At 68.8% G+C, this 20,405-nt stretch carries 21 protein-coding genes and 1 pseudogene; 7 read left to right on the top strand and 15 right to left on the bottom strand.

Annotated features, from left to right (window positions below):
* Positions 1–185: 185 nt before the first annotated feature.
* From ribD to QHF83_RS34765, 9 genes are all read right to left on the bottom strand, one after another.
* On the bottom strand, positions 186–1,316 hold the full coding sequence (gene ribD, locus QHF83_RS34805) for a bifunctional diaminohydroxyphosphoribosylaminopyrimidine deaminase/5-amino-6-(5-phosphoribosylamino)uracil reductase RibD (protein ID WP_282422331.1): 1,131 nt from the start codon (positions 1,314–1,316) through the stop codon (positions 186–188).
* A 17-nt stretch (positions 1,317–1,333) separates the two neighbouring features.
* Positions 1,334–1,795, bottom strand: a complete 462-nt coding sequence (gene nrdR / locus QHF83_RS34800; protein ID WP_136931831.1) for a transcriptional regulator NrdR — start codon at positions 1,793–1,795, stop codon at positions 1,334–1,336.
* Between the two features lie 3 nt (positions 1,796–1,798).
* Positions 1,799–3,043 carry a beta-ketoacyl-ACP synthase II gene (gene fabF, locus QHF83_RS34795; RefSeq protein WP_282422330.1) on the bottom strand — a complete coding sequence of 415 codons (1,245 nt, stop codon included), beginning with the start codon at positions 3,041–3,043 and terminating at the stop codon, positions 1,799–1,801.
* A gap of 55 nt (positions 3,044–3,098) precedes the next feature.
* Positions 3,099–3,347 carry an acyl carrier protein gene (gene acpP / locus QHF83_RS34790; RefSeq protein ID WP_272422398.1) on the bottom strand — a complete coding sequence of 83 codons (249 nt, stop codon included), beginning with the start codon at positions 3,345–3,347 and terminating at the stop codon, positions 3,099–3,101.
* A gap of 81 nt (positions 3,348–3,428) precedes the next feature.
* Positions 3,429–4,175, bottom strand: coding sequence for a 3-oxoacyl-[acyl-carrier-protein] reductase (gene fabG, locus QHF83_RS34785; protein WP_282422329.1), 747 nt, complete (start codon positions 4,173–4,175; stop codon positions 3,429–3,431).
* Between the two features lie 3 nt (positions 4,176–4,178).
* Entirely contained in the window at positions 4,179–5,129 is a 951-nt protein-coding gene (gene fabD, locus QHF83_RS34780) for an ACP S-malonyltransferase (RefSeq protein ID WP_282422328.1), read from the bottom strand.
* A 78-nt stretch (positions 5,130–5,207) separates the two neighbouring features.
* A complete protein-coding gene (locus QHF83_RS34775; RefSeq protein ID WP_282422327.1) occupies positions 5,208–6,206 on the bottom strand; it encodes a beta-ketoacyl-ACP synthase III in 999 nt (332 codons plus the stop codon).
* A gap of 193 nt (positions 6,207–6,399) precedes the next feature.
* Positions 6,400–6,591, bottom strand: a complete 192-nt coding sequence (gene rpmF / locus QHF83_RS34770) for a 50S ribosomal protein L32 (RefSeq protein WP_136931837.1) — start codon at positions 6,589–6,591, stop codon at positions 6,400–6,402.
* Positions 6,592–6,594: 3 nt separating this feature from the next.
* Positions 6,595–7,311: a DUF177 domain-containing protein gene (locus tag QHF83_RS34765; protein WP_282422326.1), complete on the bottom strand. Its 717-nt coding sequence runs from the start codon at positions 7,309–7,311 to the stop codon at positions 6,595–6,597.
* Between the two features lie 153 nt (positions 7,312–7,464).
* Here QHF83_RS34765 and QHF83_RS34760 point away from each other — a divergent pair, with 153 nt between their 5' ends.
* From QHF83_RS34760 to QHF83_RS34745, 4 genes and pseudogenes are all read left to right on the top strand, one after another.
* Positions 7,465–8,784: a hypothetical protein gene (locus QHF83_RS34760; protein WP_282422325.1), complete on the top strand. Its 1,320-nt coding sequence runs from the start codon at positions 7,465–7,467 to the stop codon at positions 8,782–8,784.
* A gap of 61 nt (positions 8,785–8,845) precedes the next feature.
* Positions 8,846–9,385 carry a bifunctional pyr operon transcriptional regulator/uracil phosphoribosyltransferase PyrR gene (gene pyrR / locus QHF83_RS34755; protein WP_282422324.1) on the top strand — a complete coding sequence of 180 codons (540 nt, stop codon included), beginning with the start codon at positions 8,846–8,848 and terminating at the stop codon, positions 9,383–9,385.
* On the top strand, positions 9,382–10,344 hold the full coding sequence (locus QHF83_RS34750; protein WP_282422323.1) for an aspartate carbamoyltransferase catalytic subunit: 963 nt from the start codon (positions 9,382–9,384) through the stop codon (positions 10,342–10,344). Before pyrR ends, QHF83_RS34750 begins: the two co-directional genes overlap by 4 nt.
* Before the next feature lie 100 nt (positions 10,345–10,444).
* Positions 10,445–11,155: pseudogene (locus QHF83_RS34745) on the top strand (sigma-70 family RNA polymerase sigma factor); the annotation flags it as partial.
* A 281-nt stretch (positions 11,156–11,436) separates the two neighbouring features.
* On the opposite strand, the gene QHF83_RS34740 reads toward QHF83_RS34745, so the two are convergent.
* The 5 genes from QHF83_RS34740 to QHF83_RS34720 form a co-directional block, all read right to left on the bottom strand.
* The gene (locus tag QHF83_RS34740; RefSeq protein ID WP_282422322.1) at positions 11,437–12,717 is read right to left on the bottom strand and encodes a pitrilysin family protein; all 1,281 of its coding nucleotides are present in this window, start codon (positions 12,715–12,717) and stop codon (positions 11,437–11,439) included.
* Entirely contained in the window at positions 12,714–14,159 is a 1,446-nt protein-coding gene (locus QHF83_RS34735) for a pitrilysin family protein (RefSeq protein WP_282422321.1), read from the bottom strand. Before QHF83_RS34735 ends, QHF83_RS34740 begins: the two co-directional genes overlap by 4 nt.
* A 93-nt stretch (positions 14,160–14,252) precedes the next feature.
* Positions 14,253–14,864, bottom strand: coding sequence for a hypothetical protein (locus tag QHF83_RS34730; RefSeq protein WP_282422320.1), 612 nt, complete (start codon positions 14,862–14,864; stop codon positions 14,253–14,255).
* A 49-nt stretch (positions 14,865–14,913) separates the two neighbouring features.
* Positions 14,914–16,716 (bottom strand): translation elongation factor 4, encoded by a 1,803-nt coding sequence (gene lepA, locus QHF83_RS34725; RefSeq protein WP_282422319.1) that lies wholly within the window; start codon positions 16,714–16,716, stop codon positions 14,914–14,916.
* A gap of 75 nt (positions 16,717–16,791) precedes the next feature.
* Positions 16,792–16,983 carry a ribbon-helix-helix domain-containing protein gene (locus QHF83_RS34720; protein WP_136918444.1) on the bottom strand — a complete coding sequence of 64 codons (192 nt, stop codon included), beginning with the start codon at positions 16,981–16,983 and terminating at the stop codon, positions 16,792–16,794.
* Between the two features lie 232 nt (positions 16,984–17,215).
* On the opposite strand from QHF83_RS34720, the gene QHF83_RS34715 reads away from it, so the two are divergent.
* Positions 17,216–18,004: a hypothetical protein gene (locus QHF83_RS34715; RefSeq protein WP_282422318.1), complete on the top strand. Its 789-nt coding sequence runs from the start codon at positions 17,216–17,218 to the stop codon at positions 18,002–18,004.
* Positions 18,001–18,882: a hypothetical protein gene (locus tag QHF83_RS34710; RefSeq protein ID WP_282422317.1), complete on the top strand. Its 882-nt coding sequence runs from the start codon at positions 18,001–18,003 to the stop codon at positions 18,880–18,882. Before QHF83_RS34715 ends, QHF83_RS34710 begins: the two co-directional genes overlap by 4 nt.
* A 15-nt stretch (positions 18,883–18,897) precedes the next feature.
* Here QHF83_RS34710 and QHF83_RS34705 read toward each other — a convergent pair whose 3' ends face one another.
* Positions 18,898–19,251, bottom strand: coding sequence for a cupin domain-containing protein (locus QHF83_RS34705; RefSeq protein WP_272422413.1), 354 nt, complete (start codon positions 19,249–19,251; stop codon positions 18,898–18,900).
* Between the two features lie 177 nt (positions 19,252–19,428).
* Here QHF83_RS34705 and QHF83_RS34700 point away from each other — a divergent pair.
* The coding region (locus QHF83_RS34700; RefSeq protein ID WP_282422316.1) for a pseudouridine synthase at positions 19,429–20,405 on the top strand (977 nt) is incomplete at its 3' end.

Below are 20,405 nucleotides of genomic sequence, written 5' to 3'. Positions count from 1 at the left end.
GGCGACGTCCCTGCCAGCCAAAATCGCCGTGACGGGCAACGCTGTCCCTGGTCTTGCGACCGGCCCGTGGAAGAACTGCGCATCGCGCAGTTCTTCCCCTGAGGTCCAGGGCTTGCCCTGGTTCGGGTCGAGGGGCGAACAGCCCCCGCGGGGCCCGGGGCAGCGCCCCGGCGCGGCGGCTCCCTTCAACGCGGGAACGACAGCGGCCCGCTGACGTACGCGTCGCGGCCGCAGAGCGCCCATCGAGGATCGACGATCCGCGGCGCCTCGCTCGGCGTATCCGGGCCTGCCCAGTCGACCGCGCCGGGACGACCACGAGGCCCGAGCAGGATCGGCGCGATGAACGCGTGGAGCTCGTCCGCGAGGCGCGCGGCGAGCAGGCTGCCCGCGAGCTCCGCGCCGCCCTCGACGAGGATCGACACCACGCCCTGCGCCGCGAGGATCCGCAGCGCTGCCGACACCTCCACCCGGCCCTCCGCCGAGTTCGGCACACGCAGCACCACGCATCCCGCGTCGGCGAGCGCCTGCTCGTTTGTCCCCGGCGCGTCCTCGCCCGTGAGCACCCACGTCGGCACCTCACGCGCGGTCTGCACGAGCCGGCTGTGCAGCGGCAAGCGCAGGTGCGTGTCGAAGACCGCGCGGGTCGGGCAACGCCCTTGCTCGGCGAGCCCGGGCGTGCGCACCGTGAGGCGCGGATCGTCCGCGAGCGCCGTCCCGATGCCGACGCCGACGACGTCGTGCTGCGCGCGCAGCTCCTGGACCTTCGCCCGCGCCTCGGGGCCCGTGACCCACTTGGAGGCGCCGCTGCGGGTCGCGATGCGCCCGTCGAGCGAGAGCGCGAGCTTCAGCGACACGTACGGCATGCCCGTCGTGATGAACTTCGCCCACGGCGCGATGAGCGCGCGCGCCTCGGCGCCCGCGACGCCGACGTCGACCGTGACGCCCGACTCGGTGAGCCGCGCCGCGCCCCCGCCCTCGACGTTCGGGTTCGGATCGAGGCAACCGATGACGACGCGGCGAATGCCCGCCCGCAGGATGTTGTCGACGCAGGGCGGCGTGCGGCCGTGGTGGTTGCAGGGCTCGAGCGTGACGTAGAGCGTGCCGCCGCGCGCGGCCTCACCGGCGCGACGCAGGGCGACGGTCTCGGCGTGCTCCTCGCCGGCGCGAACGTGGTACGACGTCGCGACGACCTCGCCCGCTTCGCTGACGACGATGGCCCCGACCGGCGGATTCGGCGATGGCTGGGACTTCTTCGCCTCCTCGAGCGCGAGGCGCATCGTGGCGAGATCGAAATCGGGTTCGGGGGCAGTCGTCATGGGTCAGCCCGGATCTACTAGGGGCCCTTCGCCTTCACAAGCTTACCAAGCTCGCGGAGAAACTCGTCCACGTCCCGGAAGGAGCGATAGACGCTGGCGAACCGGACGTAGGCGACCTCGTCGAGGTCGCGGAGGTGGTTCATCACCCGCTCGCCGAGTTCGGCGCTCGTCACCTCGCGCCGCTCGGATTCCTGCACCTCACGCTCGATCGCGTCCACCACGACTTCCAGCCGATCCACCGAGACCGGCCGCTTGTTGCAGGCGGTCCGGAGACCTCGCATCAGCTTGGCTCGATCGAAGGGTTCGCGCCGGCCGTCTTTTTTCACGACGGTCGGCAGGACGTCCTCGACGCGCTCGTACGTCGTGAACCGACGACCGCACGCGGCGCACTCGCGGCGCCTGCGCACGACGTCACCCGACCCGGGCGCGCGGGACTCGACGACCTTGTCCTCGAGGTGCCCGCAGAACGGGCACCTCATCGCCTAGCCCTCGAAGCGGGAGAACACGAGCGCAACGTTGGTGCCCCCGAACCCGAACGAGTTCGAAATGACGTTCCGAAGGCGACGCTCCCGCGCAACCAGCGGGACGCAGTCGAGCACGCACTCGGGATCCTGCTCCTCGAGGTTCGCCGTGGGAGGGACCTTGCCCTCGTGAAGCGCGAGCACCGAGAGAGCCGCCTCGACGGCGCCCGCGCCGCCGAGCAGGTGTCCCATCACCGACTTCGTGGAGCTCACCCAGAGCTTGTGTCCGGTCGCGTGCTCCCCGAACACTTTCACGATCGCGCGGGCCTCCTCGATGTCGCCGTGCGGCGTCGAGGTGCCGTGCGCGTTGATGTACTCGATGTCCGTCGGCGCGAGCTTCGCGTCCACGAGCGCTTGCTTCATCGCGCGCTGCGCGCCCTCGCCTTCCGGCGCGGGCTTCGTCAGGTGGTACGCATCGCACGTGGCGCCGTAGCCGGTCACCTCGCCGTAGATCTTCGCGCCGCGGCGCTTCGCGTGCGAGAGCGACTCGAGCAGCAGCGTCGCCGCGCCCTCGCCCATGATGAAGCCGTCGCGGCCCTTGTCCCAGGGCCGACTCGCCCGCGCGGGCTCGTCGTTGCGCCGCGAGAGCGCGAACATCGCCCCGAAGCCCGCGGCGGCGAGGCCCGTGATCGTCGCCTCCGTGCCGCCCGCGAGCATGAGGTGCGTGCGACCGCGGCGGATCCACTCGAAGGCTTCGCCGATCGAGTGGGCGCTCGAGGCGCACGCGCTCGTGTTGCAGTAGCTCGGCCCCTTGAGGTCGAGGGCCATCGCGACCTGACCGGCAGCGAGGTTCGCGATGACCTGCGGGATGAAGTACGGACTGACCTTCGAGGGCCCCTTTTCGAGGAGCACCTGCGCGTACTGGTACAGGTTCTCCAGTCCGCCGAGGCCGACGCCGATGTACGTGCCGCACGCCTCGCGGTCCTCGTCGGTGAGCTCGATCCCCGCGTCCTGCATGCAGAGCTGCGACGCGGCGACCGAGAGGTGGGCGAAGCGGCCCATCTCGCGGAGCTTCTTCTTGGGAATGAAGTTTTCCGCGACGAACCCCTTCACCTCGCCTGCGATGCGCGTCGAGTACTGCGATGCATCGAAGAGGGTGATGGGTCCGATCCCGGACTCGGCCGCGAGCACGGAGCGCCACGTCTCCGCGGTGCCGATGCCGTTCGGGGTGACGAGACCGATGCCGGTGATGACGACGCGTTCCATACTCGCTTCGCCCAGGATGGACCGGGGACCGTGCCCTCGCTAGGGCTCTCGGGGGCTACTTCTTGGTGTGCGAATTGATGTAGTCGATCGCATCCTGCACGGACCGGATCTTCTCCGTGTCCTCGTCCGGGATGTCGATCTCGAACGCCTCCTCGAAGGCGAGCACGAGCTCCACGAGGCCGAGCGAATCTGCGCCCAGGTCGTCGATGAACGTCGATTCGGGCTTGATGTCCTTCTCTTCGACGTCGAGCTGTTCCTTGATGATCCGTTTGACCTCGGCCGAGATGTCGCGACCTTCCGCCATGGCGTCCTCCGGGAAAAAGCGGTCCCCTCCTAACCCATCGTTCGAGCTTTTGCACCACCTTCGTGGCGTGCGAAACGCTTTTTACATGTACATGCCGCCGTTTACGCGGATGGTCTCGCCCGTGATGTAAGACGCAGCATCCGAGCAGAGGAAGATCACCGCCGCAGCGACCTCTTCAGGCTTTCCGGTGCGACCGAGGGGAATGGCCTTCAGCATGCCTTCCTTCACCTCGGTCCCGAGCGACGAGGTCATGTCGGTGTCGATGAAGCCGGGCGCGACCACGTTCACCGTGATGTTCCGCGAAGCGTACTCGCGCGCGAGCGTCTTCGAGAGGCCGAGCAGCGCTGCCTTCGACGCGGCGTAGACCGCCTGCCCGGCATTGCCCATCTCTCCGACGATGCTCGACAAGAGCACGATGCGCCCAGCGCGGGCGCGCATCATGGGTTTGATCGCCGCGCGCGCGCAGCCGATCGCGCCCTTCACGTTCACCGCGAAGACGCGATCGATCTCCTCTTCCTTCACGCGCAGGACGAGGTTGTCGATGGCGATGCCGGCGTTCGCCACGAGGATGTCGAGGCGGCCGAGCCGCTTCGCCAGGGCCGCGATCGCCTCGTCGGTGGCCTGCATGTCCGCCACGTCGAAGCCGAGCGCCTCGGCCTTGCCGCCGCGCTCCTCGATCGCTTGCACGACGCGCCGCGCTTCGTCCTCGCCGCGCACGTAGTTCACGACGACGTGCGCGCCTTGCGCCGCGAGCGCCTCCGCCGTCGCCCGACCGATCCCACGTGAAGCGCCCGTCACGAGCGCGACCTTGCCGCTCAGACCGAACATCTCTCATGCCTCCAGAAACGCTGCCACCGCGTCGATCCCCGCGGGATCCGAGACGCTCAGCACCTTGATGGATTTCGCGATTCGCTTCACGAGCCCGGCGAGCACCTTGCCAGGACCGAGCTCGAGCGCGTGCGTCACGCCCTCGGCCGCCATGCGCTCGACCGAAGCGGACCAGAGGACCGCGCCGTCGATCTGCCGAAGCAAGAGGTCGGCGACGCGGCCCGGTTCTGCGTTCGGCGATCCGTCGACGTTGGCGATCACCGGGAAGGCGAGCGGATGGATCACGACACGCCCGAGCTCGGGCGCGAGCGCGTCGCGCGCGCTCCGCATGAGCGCGCAGTGGAAGGGCGCGCTGACCTTGAGCGGCACGGCCTTGCCGCCGCGCGCCACCACGAGCTCGCTCGCGCGCGTCACCGCGTCCTTTTGCCCTGCAATCACCACCTGCCCGGGCGCGTTGTAGTTCGCCGGCGAAACGATTTCTCCCGCGGCCGCCTCCTCGCAGAGCGCCGCGATCGCCTGGGCGTCGAGCCCCATGATCGCCGCCATCGCGCCCTCGCCCGGAGGCACGGCGGCCTGCATCGCGGAGCCGCGCAGCCTGCAGAGGCGCACGGCGTCTTCGAGCTCGATCGCGCCCGCCGCGCAGAGGGCGCTGTACTCGCCGAGCGAGTGCCCCGCGGCAAACATGGGCGGCGCGAGATCCGGATGACGCTCGCGCAGCGCCGCCACGATGGCCGCGCTCGCCGCCACCATCGCGGGCTGCGTGTTCGCGGTGAGCGTGAGCTCCTCCATCGGGCCTTCGAAGCAGAGCCGGGAGAGTGGCTCGCCGAGCGCCGCGTCCGCGCGCTCGAACGTGCGGCGCGCGGCCTCCGACGTCGCGGCGAGCTCCTTGCCCATGCCGACGAGCTGCGAGCCTTGACCAGGGAACAACCAGGCGACCTTCGTGCTTCGTTGCATCGACGCGGACTCCTCGTGCGACGTCGCGAAAGAACGTTTTGCAGTCAAAGGATCGGCGGGAGACGCGCAGAGCGCGCGTCACATCCGGACGAGCGCGGCGCCCCAGGAGATCCCGGCGCCGAGGGCGCACATGAGGACGTTTTGCCCGGGCTTGATGCGCCCGTCGCGCACGGCCTCGTCGAGCGCGATGGGGATCGAGGCGCTCGACGTGTTGCCGTACTCCTGGATGTTGATGACGAACTTCTCCATCGGGAAGTTCAGCCGATCGGCGACCTGCGTGATGATGCGCAGGTTCGCCTGATGGGCGACGACCCAGTCGAGATCGGCGCTCGTGAGCCCCGAGGCCTTGAGGACCGCGGTGGACGCGCTCGTCAGGTTCTTGATGGCGGTCCGGAAGATCTCCTGCCCCATCATGTGGACCTTGTTGCGCTTCTTCGCGAGGCCCTCGTCCGTGAGCGGTTCGGCCGTGCCGCCGCCCGGGATCGTGAGCGCATGCGCGAGCGAACCGTCGGTGAAGATGCGCGTGGCGAGCAGGCCCCGGCCGTCTCCCTCCGAGGGCCCGAGCACCACCGCGCCCGCGCCGTCTCCGAAGAGCACGCACGTGGTCCGATCCTGCCAGTCGAGCAGCCTCGACAGCAGCTCCACGCCGATCACGAGGACGCAGCGCGCCGCGCCGGTGGCGATGAACTGATCGGCGATGGTCATGCCGTAGATGAACCCGGCGCACGCGGCCGACAGGTCGAAGGCCGGGATGTTGTCGGCGCCGAGCTTCTGCTGCACGTGCACGGCGCACGCGGGCATGGGGCTGTCGCCGCTGATCGTCCCGACGATGATCATGTCGATGTCGGCGGCGTTGAGGCCCGCCGACTCGAGGGCGCGACGCGCGGCGGCCGCCGCCATGTCGCTCGTGTTCTCGTTCTCGGCCGCGATGTGCCGGCGCCGGATGCCGGTGCGCTCTGCGATCCAAGCGTCGGACGTATCGACCATCTTCTCGAGGTCGACATTGGCGAGGACCTTCTCAGGGACGTAGTGGCCAGTCCCGAGGATGCGACTCTTCGGTGTAGGGAGCGCGCTCATGGTGACAAGGTAGCAGGGCGCCAGGGCGGCGCGTGATCGAGCGATGGACCTCGGCCCGTGCCTCCGCGTGATTCATCGCGGAGCGCCGAGATCCATGCACGCACGTGTTGCCCGGCGCGAGCCCATCTCGAAGCCTCGCCCTTCGTCGAGCGGGAGGCCCTTCGAGACGGGCAAGCCGGGGATTGCAGTGGATTCAGGTGGTCGTGGCCTTGACGGCCTTCGCCTTGCGACCCTTGTAAAAACCACAGGCGCCGCAGGCGCGGTGAGGAAGCGCAGCCTCCCCGCAGTTCGGGCAGGCAACCACCTGCACCGGGGTGACCTTGTCGTGGTTCGCGCGCCGCATGTCGCGCTTGCTCGGGGTGGTTTTCCTCTTCGGGACGGCCACGGGCTACTCCTTCTTCGTCTTCTTCTGCTGGGACGCGTCGGCGCTGCCGGCCGCGGCCCCTTGATCATCGTTCGGCTCGCGCGAGCCGCTCTTGGCGAGCGCGGCGCGCAAAGCGCCGAGGGGCGCGAGCCTCGGGTCGATGGGCGGCTCGACGCCACCCTCGACGGCCTCGGGGGAGGCGGGACGGATACCCGGACACGCCTCGGAGCACAAGGGGAAGATGGGCATCTCGAGCAGAATCGCCTCGCGGATGAACCCGTCGAGCACGACCGTCTCGCCGTCGTAGACGTCGACCTCCGCCTCGTCCGAGGAAAACTCGTACTCCGGCGGCTCCTTTTCCTTCGGCGCCTTCTTGCCCGGTTCGGTTTTCGTGCTTCCCCCCGCTGCCTTCTTCGCCTGCGCCGCCGCGCGCTTCTCGTCCGCCTTCTGCGCGAGCACGGCAGGCGCCGCGGGCTTGAGGAGGAGCGACATCTCTGCGTCGACGTCGAGCTTCGTGGGTTCGAGGCAACGAGCGCACGGCGCCTGCAAGACGGCGTGGACGCGCCCGCGCACGACGATCTCGGCGCCCGAGCGGGAGATCCGCCCCGAGACGTGCCCCGACTCGGCGCCACGCAAGTCGCAGTCGCTGAGCTGCTCGTCGAGCCAAGCGACGGGCAGGTCCGCCGCGATCGAGCGACCAGCGGCGTCGATGTCTCCGGCAGGAATGGCGAAGAGCGGCATGGTCGACTCCTGGGGGCAAAAGCGAGATCGCGGTAGCCGTGCGTTCGGCGCGGCCTCGCGAGGCGGGAGCAACTAGCGCACGGTCGGGGTGCTCGCAAGCCGCCCGGCGCAGCTTCGACCAACGAAGGCCATGGTAGGGTGCGCCCAGCACGCATGGACCGCCCGCTCGAACGGCCTGACGATCGATCGCGAAGGTGGCTCTTTGCCGCGGCGATCTACACGTTGGTCACGGTCGTGTGTCTCGCCACGACGGCGCGCGAGCGGCTCACGACGCACACGCCGTTCAACCACTTCGCCTTGCTCGCCGACGCGTGGCTGCACGGTCGCCTGGACCTCGGCGGCCCGCCCCCCGCGTACACGGGGAACAACGATTTCGTCATGTGGGGAGGCAAGCACTACGTGAGCTTTCCGCCGTTCCCCGCGGTCCTCTTGCTGCCTGCGGTCAAGCTCGCGGGCAGCGTCGAACGCGTCCGGGACGGTCAGATCTTCGCGCTCTTCACGGGCCTCGCGCCGGCGCTCCTGTACCTCGGCCTCGACGCGCTCGCGCGCGCGGGCAGGACGGGCCGATCCGAGCGGGAGAACGTGCTCCTCTCGCTGCTCTTCGCATTCGGCACCGTGTACTGGTTCTCCGCCGTGCAAGGCACGGTCTGGTTCGCCGCGCACGTCGTCGGCGCGGCGCTCGCGGCGCTCTACCTCTTCGCGTCCGTCGGCGCGGCGCACCCGATCCTCGCGGGGTTCGCCATCGGCCTCGGGTTCGCCACGCGCACGCCGCTCGGCTTCGCGTTCCCGCTCTTCATGTACGAGGCCGTGAGGGCGAGCGCGCGCTCCGGAGCAAGCGGTCGCGTACGCCTCGCGGACGTGGACGCGCGAGCGCTCGCGAAAAAGCTCGCGCTCTTCGCTGCACCTGCCGCCGCGGTACTCGGCGTCCTGCTCTGGTACAACGCAGCGCGGTTCGGCGACCCCTTCGAGTTCGGCCACCGGCTCTTGGCGATCACGTGGCGGGCCCGCATCGAGCGATGGGGGCTCTTCTCGTACCACTACCTCGGCCGGAACCTCGGCGTGATCCTGACGTCCCTGCCCTACGCGGGTGTCAGCGGCGCTCCGTTCCAGATCAACGCGCACGGCCTCGCGCTGTGGATCACGACGCCCCTCTACGCCTGGGTCCTCTGGCCTCGGCGCACGCCACCATCGTTCTGGGCCGTCGCGCTCACGGCCGCGTGCGTCGCGCTGCCGAGCTTGCTCTACCAGAACAGCGGCTGGATCCAGTTCGGCTACCGCTTCTCCAACGACTTCGCCGTGTTCCTATTCGCGCTGCTCGCGCTCGGCCGGAGGCGGCTCGGCGGCTTCTTCTGGGCCTTCGCCGTGATCTCCGTCCTCGTCAACGCGTTCGGCGCGGTCACCTTCCAGCGCGACGGTTACGGTCGGTTCTACTTCGTGGATCCGACCCAGAAAATTCTCCACCAGCCCGATTGACGTGACGCACCCCGCGCGGCCCGGGGACACCGCGTCGGCCTTGTGGTAGCTCGTCCCCGCCATGTCCGAAGTCCTCCTCGATCCGGTCGCGGTGGCCCGAGGCCTCCGCCGCGTCGCTGGCGAGATCGCCGAACACGGCGGCGTCCGTGACCTCGCGTTGGTCGGCATTCGGCGCGGCGGCGAGCCCCTCGCGGAGAGGCTCGCCGCGCTGCTCCGCGAGCTCGAAGGTGAAGCCCCGCCGACGGGCTCCATCGACATCACCCTCTACCGCGACGACGCCGCGACGGCCCTGCCGAACCCCAAGATCGGCCCGAGCCGCATCCCCTTCGAGGTGCGCGGCAAGCGCGTCGTGCTCGTCGACGACGTCATCTACACGGGCCGCACCATCCGCGCGGCGCTCGACGCCGTGCTCGACTACGGCCGCCCGCGTCGCATCGAGCTCTGCGTGCTCGTCGATCGCGGCGGCCGCGAGTTGCCCATCCACCCGGACTACACCGTGCGTCGCGTGGAGCTCGGCCCCGGACAGCGGATCGAGGTCACGCAGAAGGACGACGGCGCGTGGGCCACCATCGAGGACGCATCCACCCTGGGGGGAACGTGACGACGACACCACGCGCGCGATATCCGCACCGCCACCTGCTCGGGATCGAGGCCTTGGAGAAGACCGAGATCCACTCGATCCTGGACGCCGCGGAGAGCTTTTTCGACGTCTCGCGGCGCAGCGTCCGAAAGGTGCCGACGCTCCGCGGCAAGACGGTGATCAACCTCTTCTACGAGCCTTCGACGCGCACGCGGACCTCGTTCGAGCTCGCAGGCAAGAGGCTCTCGGCAGACGTCATCAACATCAGCGTGTCGACGTCGAGCGCGGTCAAGGGCGAGACGCTCCTCGACACGGTGAAGAACCTCGAAGCAATGTGCCCGGACGTCCTCGTGCTCCGGCATCAAGCGTCAGGCGCGCCGCACTACGTCGCATCACGCACGAAGGCCGCCGTGGTCAACGCGGGCGACGGGACGCATGAGCACCCCACGCAAGCGCTGCTCGATGCGTTCACGATCCGACGACGAAAGGGCCGGCTCGAAGGCCTCGTCGTGGCCATCTGCGGCGACGTCCTGCACAGCCGTGTCGCGCGCTCGAACGCGCTTCTCCTGCGAACGATGGGCGCCACGGTGCGCTTCGCGGGCCCTCGCACACTCTTGCCACCTGCAGCCGAGACGCTTGGCGCGGAGGTGCACGATCGGCTCGAACCCGCGCTCGAAGGGGCCGACGTGGTGATGATGCTCCGCGTCCAGCGCGAGCGACTCGCGGGCACGTTCTTGCCGAGCACCCGCGAGTACAGCCGGAAGTTCGGCCTCAACGAGGCGCGACTCGCGCTCGCAGCACCCGACGCGATCGTGATGCACCCCGGCCCGATGAACCGAGGTGTGGAGATCGACCCCGCCGTGGCAGATGGCTCACGCAGCGTCATCCTCGATCAGGTGGAAGCAGGCGTCGCCGTGCGAATGGCGGTCCTGTGGATGCTCGCGACGGAGGCCGAGGGGGAGCCGATCGCGGGCGCTTGAGCGCGGATGACCATTGACGCTCCCTGCCACCCGCAGGACAAACCCTTCGAGAGGCGCGGGCGACGTCGAGCGCGCAGGCCGTGCCTCCGGGTGGTGAACCATGAAGAGGACCGACGAGCGTCCCCGCAGCGTCCGCGGGAAACGAGCTTCACGCGCAGGTTCGTCTGGTGAAACCTTTGCAGACGGCAAGCGCCGTGGCGCTCCCTTCCCGTCGACGCCGACGCCGTCCCCCTCCACGTTGTACCCCGACGTCATTCCTCCTCTGCCGCCCGACGTCGTCCCTCACGATCCATCGCACCCCCCCGTTCGTTATCCGTTCGCGGAGGAGCTCATCTCCGGGGTCCTGCCTCCGCGGGAGGAGGTGTTCCAGCAGCTCTATGCGCGCGAATGGCAGTTCGTCCTGCGTACCGTCGAGCGGTATGGAGTGCCCGCGCGCGACGCCGACGACATCGCGCAGGAGGTCTTCTCGGTCGCCCTGCGGCGAATCGAGGATCACGACGCGGCAAGCTCGGCGCGCCCGTGGCTGTTCGTCATCGCGATGCAGCTCGCGACGAACTACCGGAAGCTCGCGAGGCACCGCATGGAGCCGCTCGTGGCCGAGCTGCCGCCGGAGCCGATGAGCGACACTCTCGCCGCCGAAGCCGCGCTCCTGGAGGGCGAGGAGCAGGCGCTCGCGCGCGAGCTCATCGGCCGAATGCGCCCGAAGCTCCGCGAGATCCTCGTCCTGCACGACCTCGAGGAGCAGCCGATGCCGGAGATCGCCGAGAAGCTCGGGATCCCGCTCAAGACTGCTTACGCTCGGTTGAAGCTCGCGCGCGCAGAGGCGCTCCGGCGAGGTCGAGCGCTCGCCGCGTCGAGCCTCGCCGTGTCGACGCCGCGCCCTCTGCTGCCGAAGGATCTTCTCCGCGTGCGCGAGGTGCTCCTCGCGTATGCGCATCAACCGCCCAGCGCGGCACGCGCTTCACGTCGGCGCAAGGGGCCGATCATGTATCCCTGCGCCATCGCTCCGCGGGAAATGTCGTCCCCCATGGCCACGTTCCCGCCGGGAGGCGAGAGGCGCGCGTCCCCCCATCCCTATCCGCGCGCGGCAGGTCATTCGAGGTCAAACGGATCGACCTGGGTCTCCAGCAGCCGCGGGACGGACTTCGCGACGGCATCGCCGATCTGCGAGAAGGTCCCCACGACCGAGACCACGAGATCGTCTTCCGACAGACGCTCGCGGATCGCGGCGTTCGCCTCGTCCAGCGTGACGGCCTCGATCTGCTCGAGCTGCTTGTCGTGGTAGCCCTCGGGCAAGTCGTAGAGCGCGGCTTCGAGCTTCTGGTAGGCCCGTTTCCTCGCCGTATCGACCTCGAAGGCGTGTGAACGGACGAGGTATTTTTTCACGAACGAAAGTTCGTCCTTCGTGATCCCGTCCTTGCGAAGCGCGTGCAAAAGCTCGAGCTTCAACGCGAGGCAGGCCGATGCATCCGAAGCCTTGGGCGCCGTCCACATCGTGAACGCGTCCCTCTGCCGATCGAAGCCGACGCGCGAAGACGCGCCGTACGACCAGCCACGCTTCGCCCGCACCTCCTGCATGAGCCGCGAGGTGAACGTCCCGCCGAACGCGGTGTTCGCCACGAGGAGCGCCACGTGATCGGGATCGTTCGGGTGCGTCCCGAGCCCTCCGACGATCATCTGCGTCTGGGTTCGCTCGGGCTTGTCGACGAAGACGAGCCGACGGCCGGTCCTGCACGGCGGCGGCGGCACGGGATCCGGCACACTCGCGCCGACCGGAAGTCCGGAGAGCAGGCGCTCCGCGATCGCGTGTCCCTCCTCGACGTCGACGTCCCCCGAGATCGTGACGATCGCGTTCTCCCGCGCGTAGTGCGCTCCGTAGAACGACACGACGTCGGCGCGCTCGATCGCACGCAATGCGGGGATGCAACCCGCGACGCGGCGCCCGTACGGATGACCGGCGAAGAGCGTCCGGCGGAAGGCGCGCGCGCACAAGGTGCCGTCGCTGTCGCGCGACTCGATGAGCTCGGCCTCGGCTTCCCGCTTCAGCCGAGCGAGCTCGGCCTCGTTGAACGAGGGCCGCGCGAGCAGCGTCGATGCGAGGTCCACGAACGGATCGAGCGAACGCCGGATCACCTCGAAGTGAACCGTGCTCGCGCTCGGCGAGACGTCCACGCCGAGCTCACCGCCGAGGAGGTCGATCGTCTGCTCGATCTTCTCCGAGCTCCAACCTTCGGCGCCGCGACGGAGCATGCGCGCCGTGACGCGCCCGAGTCCTTCGCGTCCCACGGGGTCGTGCGCAGAGCCCGACCGGAACGCGACGACGACGCTGATGAGAGGCAACGCGGGGCTCGGCTCGACGATGACGTGCGTCACGACGCCACCTCCTCTTCGCTCTCCTCGCCGTCCGTCTCTTCGTCATCCATTTCGTCGCTCTCCATCGATCCGTCGGGCGCGACCTCGATGACCGTCCTCGACGAGCGCACGAGGTACCGGCGCGCCACGCGGAGCAGATCCCCCGCGGTGACCCTGCGATACGCCGCGAGCCGATCGAAGAGCGCCGCCGGATCGCCCAGCACGATCTCGTAGAACCCGATCTGCTCGGCCTTGCCGCTCACCGTCTCGAGCCCCTGCAGCACCGCGAGTTCGACGCGCGCCTTTGCCTTTTCGAGCTCCTCCTCGGTCACCGGCTCGGTGCGGACCCGATCGAGGAACACGTCGAGCGCCGCGCAGAGCGCCTCCGCCGTGTGCTCGCCGCGGGCCGACAAGAAGACGTCGTACAGCGACGGATCCCGGAACGCGCCCACCCACCCGCGCACGTCGGTGGCGATCTCCTGCTCCTGGATGAGCGCGCGATGCACCCGCGAAGAGCGCCCTCCGAACAGGATTTCGTTCAGGAGCGTGAGCGCCGGATGATCGAAGTCCCCGAGCGCCGGCGATTTGTACCCGATCGCCACCTTGTGCGTCGGCGTCGGCTTCGTGATGCGGATCCGGCGCTCCTCGGTCTGCGGAGGCTCGGGGCGCACGTCCTCGACCGGCAAGACCGAGGGCGGCAAGCCGCCGTAGTTGTCCTGCACGAGCCGCAGCACCTGCCCGATGTCGACGTCGCCGACGATCGCCATCGCCGCGTTGTTCGGCGCGTAATACGTCCGGTAGAACGAGACGCAGTCGTCGGTCGAGAAGCCGAGGATGTCGTCCATCCACCCGATCGTCGGGTGCCCGTAGCCGTGCTCGCGGAACGACTCCTTGTAGAGGATCTCGCTGATCGCGCCGTCCACGTCGTCGTCGACGCGTTGCCTCCGCTCGTTCGCGACGACCTCCTTCTCGCTCGCCACCTGCGGATCACGCAGCACGAGGCGTGACATCCGATCCGCTTCGAGCCGCAACGTCAGCTCGAGCGCCTCGGCGGGCAGGTTCGTGTGGTAGTACGTCCAGTCCAGGAACGTCGCGGCGTTCGTCTCGGCCCCCGCCTCTTCGAGGGTGCGATCGAACGCGCCGTGGGCCGAGGTCTCGGTCTCGCCGAACATGAGGTGCTCGAAGAGATGGGCGATGCCCGTCTTGCCGACGCGCTCGTGCCGCGATCCGACGCCGAACCACGTCTGCACGCAGACGACGGGCGCCGCGTTGTCCTGCAGGATCAGGACCCGCAGGCCGTTGCCCAGGACGAAACGTTCGACGCGCATCGTCGGGCCGAACGAGATGGTCGCGTCGTGCTCGGCCTCTGCGAGCCGGGTCCGGTTGCGGTTGAGCTCGGCGAGGAGCTCGGCGTAGGGACCTTTCCGTACGCGCGAGCGAAGATTCGGGAGGGCCGTATGCATTTGCCGCTCTCCCTTACCACATCGCGCATAGAAGCGCGGCCAGGCGCCACGCGGTGCGAAGGATGCGGTTCGCTCGTCAGGGGCGGACGTGGCTCAGCGGCGCGGCGCGGCGTGGCACAACACGTCCTCGGGGATGCGCGTCGACTGATGACACTCCCACTTGTCGTCGTGGCAAGAGATGACGAGCACGCCAGCCTCGTAGGCCTCCTTCAACGACGAGCCAGCCCGCTGGTGGAGCAGGTTCTCCGGCACGCGCTCGTTGCACCCCTTGCCCATGTCGACTTCGAGCTTGCGGTTGCCCTTGTTCGGCTTCACCGGGTTCGGCGGCGTCTTGCCCTTGTCGGCCGTGCGCACCGCGCCTTCGAGCTTCTTCACGATGCGCTCGACGTAGTCCTTGTCGACGATCGGATCGGTGCCGCGTGGCGTGACCATCGCGATCGTGTACTGGATCGCCATCATCTGTTGGTCCGGCGGCGCGCTCGGCTGGATCGGGCCCGCCGAGCCGAGGGGCACCGGCCGCGGCGGCATCTCGATCTTCGCCTTCGCCGGTGGAGGCGGGGTCGTCGCGGAGGGCTGCGGCTCGGCCGCGGTGGGCGGCGGCGCGGCCGAGGGCGCCGCGCCCTTCGTCGAGACCGGTTCGTCGCAGGCAGCGAGCGCGAGGAGGAGCGGGAGGCAGAGCGGGAGAACGCGTCGAGCGACCGACATGTCGCGCGTTATACGAAGGCTCGACCGCGAACGGTAGAGGGCGCGCGCTTCAGTCGACCTTGAGGATCGCCAGGAACGCCTCCTGGGGGATCTCCACGCTGCCGACCATCTTCATGCGCTTCTTGCCCTCTTTCTGCTTCTCGAGGAGCTTGCGCTTGCGGGAGATGTCGCCGCCGTAGCACTTGGCCGTGACGTCCTTGCGCATCGCCTTCACGGTCGTCCGGGCGATCACCTTCGAGCCGATGGCCGCCTGGATGGCCACCTCGTACTGCTGGCGCGGCACGATGTCCTTCAGCTTCACGGCGAGATCGCGCCCACGCTGGAACGCCTTCTCCTTGTGGACGATGACGCTCAAAGCGTCGAGCGGGTCACCGTTCACCAGCATGTCGAGCTTCACGAGGTCGGCGGGCCTGTAGCCGACGAGCTCGTAGTCCATCGAGGCGTAGCCGCGGGAGACGCTCTTCAGCTTGTCGTGGAAGTCGAAGAGCACCTCGCTGAGGGGCATGTCGTACGTGATGATCACGCGGTCGGACGAGGCGTATTGCAGCGATTTCTGCTCGCCGCGCCGGTCCTGACAGAGCGCGAGCACCGCGCCCACGTACGACGAGGGCACGTGGATGGTCACACGGTAGATCGGCTCCTCGAGGTGGTCGACGTGCTGCGTCGGGGGCAGGCGCGCCGGGTTCTCGATGGGCTTCATCTCCCCGGTGTTCATGTACACGTGGTACACGACGCTCGGCGCCGTGGTGATGAGGTCGAGGTTGTACTCGCGCTCGAGCCGCTCCTGGATGATCTCCATGTGGAGCAGGCCGAGGAAGCCGCAGCGGAAGCCGAAGCCGAGCGCCTCGGACGTGTCGGGCTCGTAGACGAACGCCGCGTCGTTCATCTGGAGCTTCGACAGGGCGTCGCGCAAGTCCTCGTACTGAGCCGAATCCGTGGGGAAGATGCCCGCGAAGACCATCGGCTTCACCTCTTTGAAGCCGGGCAGCGCGACCGTGGTCGGGTGGACCGCGTCCGTCACCGTGTCGCCGATCTTCGTGTCGGTGACGCTCTTGATGTTGCCCGCGATGAACCCGACTTCGCCCGGGCCGAGCTCGGTGATGGGCGTCGCGTGCGGGGCGAACACGCCCATCTCGGTGATCTCGTAGTCGCGCCCCGTCGCCAGGAACCGCACCTTCTGGCCCTTGCGCAGCGTGCCCTCGACCACGCGGACCATGACGACCGCGCCGCGGTAGCTGTCGTACCAGCTATCGAAGATCAGCGCGCGGGGCGTGACCTGGGCGTCGCCCTTCGGCGGCGGCACACGCGCCACCACGGCCTCGAGGATGTCCTTGATGCCGATGCCGGTCTTCGCGCTCGCCAGGATCGCGTTCGAACAATCGAGGCCGATGACGTCCTCGATCTCGCGCTTCGTGCGGTCCACGTCCGCCGAGGGCAGATCGATCTTGTTCAGGACGGGGATGATCTCGAGGTTGTTGTCGAGCGCGAGGAAGACGTTGGCGAGCGTCTGCGCCTCGACCCCCTGGGAGGCATCCACGACGAGCAGCGCGCCCTCGCAGGCCGACAGGCTACGCGAGACCTCGTAGTTGAAGTCCACGTGTCCGGGCGTGTCGATGAGGTGCAGCCGGTACTTCTGGCCGTCGCTGGCGGCGTACTCGAGCCGCACGTTCTGCGCCTTGATGGTGATCCCGCGCTCGCGCTCGATCTCCATCTTGTCGAGGAATTGGTCTTGTTTCTCGCGCTCCGACAGGGCGCCGGTGGCCTCCAAGATGCGGTCGGCCAGCGTGCTTTTGCCGTGATCGATGTGCGCGATGATGGAGAAGTTGCGGATGAGCTTGGGATCGGCGGGCATACTTCCGTGAGGCCGGCAAGACGACGGCCGCGTGCTCCTAGCGCGTCGCGCGGGCGAAAGCCACGGCCTAGGGGGTTACTTCTTTTGGACCGTCGTCTCCAGGCTCATCTGTCCCGGAAGCACGTGCTCGTAGTGCTTGAGGACCATGTCGATCCCCTCGCGGATGTAGACCGCGATCGGCACCTTCGTCCGGTCGTGCAGGAGCTTCAGGCGCTCGGCCTGCTCGGGCGTGATGTAGATGGTCGTCGAGACTTTCTTTCGCGACATGTCACGCCGGCCCTGCGCTCTTCGCGTCGCCCACCGCATGCGGACGGCGCGCCCCCAGCACTCCGAGGGATACTGACAAGGCGTTACCCTAGATGCCGGTACGTGTGTTGTCAATCAGGAAGACTCGGGAGTCTCCGGAAACGCGCGTCAGTAGCATGAGCACGAGCAAGGCATCAGCCTGCCGCTCGCCTTGCGGAAGACGTCGCGCTGCGTCTAGACTCGCCTCGAACGCTTGGAATCCCGCCGCTTTCCATGCCCTTGCCGCTGGGCCCGCTCGCTCGGCGTCGCGGCCCTCCTCACGTCGCTGCCCGCGATCGGCGCGACCGCGTGCACCTCGGCCGATCCAGGCGGCCCGCCGCCCACCCTTCCCACGGGCGCCGAGCGTGACACCGAGGTGAAGCACGAGGCCTGCGACATGACCGCGGCGAACGCGCAGCGCTTCGACGCGAACGGCGACGGCAAGCCCGACATGACGCGCGTGCCCGACGCCGCGGGACGCGAGGTCTGCCGCATCCTCGACCTCAACTTCGACGGCGCGATCGACGTCTTCGTCTACTACGACCCCGCGGGCCGCGAGCGCCGCCGCGAGTCGGACTACGACAGGGACGGCCGCGCCGACGAGATCGTGAGCTCGCGCGACGGCGCCGTGTTCCTGAAGGAACGCGAGACCAACTTCGACGAGAAGCTCGACACCTGGGACTACTACGAAGGCGGCCGCCTCGTCCGGCGCGAGCGCGACTCGGACGGCGACGGGCTCGTCGATCAGTGGTGGGCCTTCAACGATCCCACCGACGATCGATGCGCGCTCGTCGCGACCGATCGCAACGTCGACGGCAAACCCGATCCCGAGACGGTGCTCGACCTCTGCGCCGAGGCCCGCGCGAAGCAGGCCACGATGCCCAAGCCGCAGGCCCCTGCGCCCCGTCCCTCGGGCCCGGCGCCGCTCCCGACCATGCCCGCCCCGGTGCTCCCGGCGGGCGCGCCCACCGCACCGCAGCCCGGCGGAACGAGCCCTCGATGACGAGCCGCGTGATCGTGTGGACACTCGCCAGCTCTCTCCTCGCACTCTCCGCGTGCGCGAGCACGCCCACGACCACGACGAACGCGTTCACTGGCGAGACCACGCCGAAGCGCGCTCCGCTCAAAGGTCCGGCCTACAAGGTCGACGATCGTTCGATGTGCGACTGGAAGGGCCGGAAGGATCGGGAAGCGAGTGAGATCGCGGGGCCCGGCTCGCTCAAGCCGAACGTCCGTCGCGTCTTCCTGCTCGTCGGCGTGGGCGAGTCGCAGAAGAAGATCCTCGTCTGCCGCGAGATCGACACGAACTTCGACGGCGTGAAGGACGTCGTGCGTCGCTACAACGACAAGGGCGAGAGCCTGCACGAGGAGAGCGACACCAACTACGACGGCCGCATCGACACGTGGATCACGTTCTCGCGCGGCAAGCTCGCGGAGGTCGCGCTCGACAACGATCGCGACGGCAAGCCCGACGAATGGAAGTCCTACTCGGACGGGCGCCTTTCGCGCATCAAGCGCGACCAGAACCGCGACGGCAAGCCCGACGTCTGGGAGGTCTACCGCGAGGGCAAGCTCGAACGCATGGGCGTGGACCTCGATGCCGACGAGCGTGTCGATCGCTGGGACCACGACACGGAGGTGCGCCGCCGTGCCGAGGAGGCCGAGCGAAAGAAGGAAGAAGAAGAGGCGGCGAAGAAGCGCGAGGCGGAGAAGCGCAACGCCGACAAGGACGGCGACGAAGGCGAAGGCGAACCCAAGGGCTCACCCGCGCCGGCCGAGAAAAAAGACGACAAGGCCGACAAGAAGGCCGACGGCAAGACCGACAAGAAGGTCGACGGCAAAGCCGACAAGAAGGCCGACAAGGGCGCGACGAAGCCCTAGCGCGACGGGGATACGTCAGGGAGCGTTCGTACCTTCGCGGCCGTAGACGTCTTCGATGCGGACGACGTCGTCGAGCTCGGGCGTGGACACTTCGATCACGTCCACGTCGGTGACGGCGATCATGCGGTGGATCGTCCCGGGCAGGACGTGGAAGACGTCGCCCTTCACCATGCGGCGACGCTCGAGCGATTCCTTGGGACCCACTTCGAGGTCCATCTCGCCCGACTGGAGAAAGAGTGTCTCTTCCTTGACCCGGTGGTATTGACGGGACAGACGCTCGCCTGCCCGGATGTGGAGCAACTTGCCCACGTAGCGGGAGGTCTCCGCCCAGATGAGCTCGTGTCCCCACGGCTTGTCGACGCGGCGCATGGAGCGTGCTTATCACGAGCTGGGGTTCGGGGCGAAGGGCCGCCGTCAGGCGACCCGAAGCCTCGAGCGTCGAATGAGTTCGGGAGCGAAGGGCGCCGTCAGGCGACCCGAAGCCCCGAGCGTCGAATGGGTTTGGAGCGAAGAGCTGGCGAGCAGCGGCTGGAGGCGTGTCGGCGGATGGAAGAGCGGTTGCAGAAGATCATCGCCCGTTCGGGGGTGAGCTCCCGGCGCGCAGCGGAGGAGCTGGTCACGGCAGGGCGGGTCCGGGTGAACGGGCGCGTCGTGACGGAGCTCGGGGCCAAGGCCGACCCGCGCCGCGACAAGATCGAGGTCGATGGCAAGCGGCTCACCGCCGAGTCGCCGGTCTACCTCGTGCTGCACAAGCCGCGGAACGTCGTGTCGACGCTCCACGATCCCGAAGGTCGGCCCACGGTAGCGGATCTCGTGCGTGGCGCTGGGGCGCGTGTGTATCCCGTCGGTCGCCTCGACTTCGCGACGAGCGGCGTCCTCTTGATGACGAACGACGGCGAGTTCTCGAACGGCCTGCTTCATCCGCGCGGCGGCGTGCCCAAGACGTACGTCCTCAAAGTGAGGGGCGTGATGGATGAAGGCGACGCCGACGTGTGGCGCACGGGCGTCGAGCTCGAAGACGGCAAGACGCTGCCCGCGGACGTGCGCATCCTGCGGCACGAGGGCGACAAGACCTGGCTCGAGATCACCCTGCGCGAGGGGCGAAACCAGCAGATCCGCCGCATGGGCGAGGCGACGGGCTTCCCCGTGATGCGACTGGCGCGGCTGAGTTTTGCCGACGTGACGTCGGAGGGACTCTTGCCGGGGAAGTGGCGGCTCTTGACGGTCGACGAGCTGCTCGCCATCCGAAAAGAGTTCGGCGTGCCGAAGCGCGTGCGCCCGGCCGTGGATCAGACGCCGGCGCAACGCGCGAAGCAGCAAAGGCCGCGGACGCACGTCGGCGCGGCGCCGCGGGATCGAGGCGAGCGCGGCGAGCGGCCGCGGGCGGGGCACACGTCGCGGGAAGGCGGGCACGAGGAGCGACGCGCGCGGCCTACGGATCGGCGTGAACGTGGGACGAGCGGGCCGCCGCGCGAGCGGGGCACGAGCGGGCCGCCGCGCGAGCGGGGCACGAGCGGGCCGCC

It is taken from the genome of Polyangium sp. 15x6, from assembly GCF_029960785.1.
In the GTDB taxonomy this organism is placed as follows: Bacteria; Myxococcota_A; Polyangia; order Polyangiales; family Polyangiaceae; genus Polyangium.
This window is presented reverse-complemented; position numbering and strand designations above follow the sequence as displayed.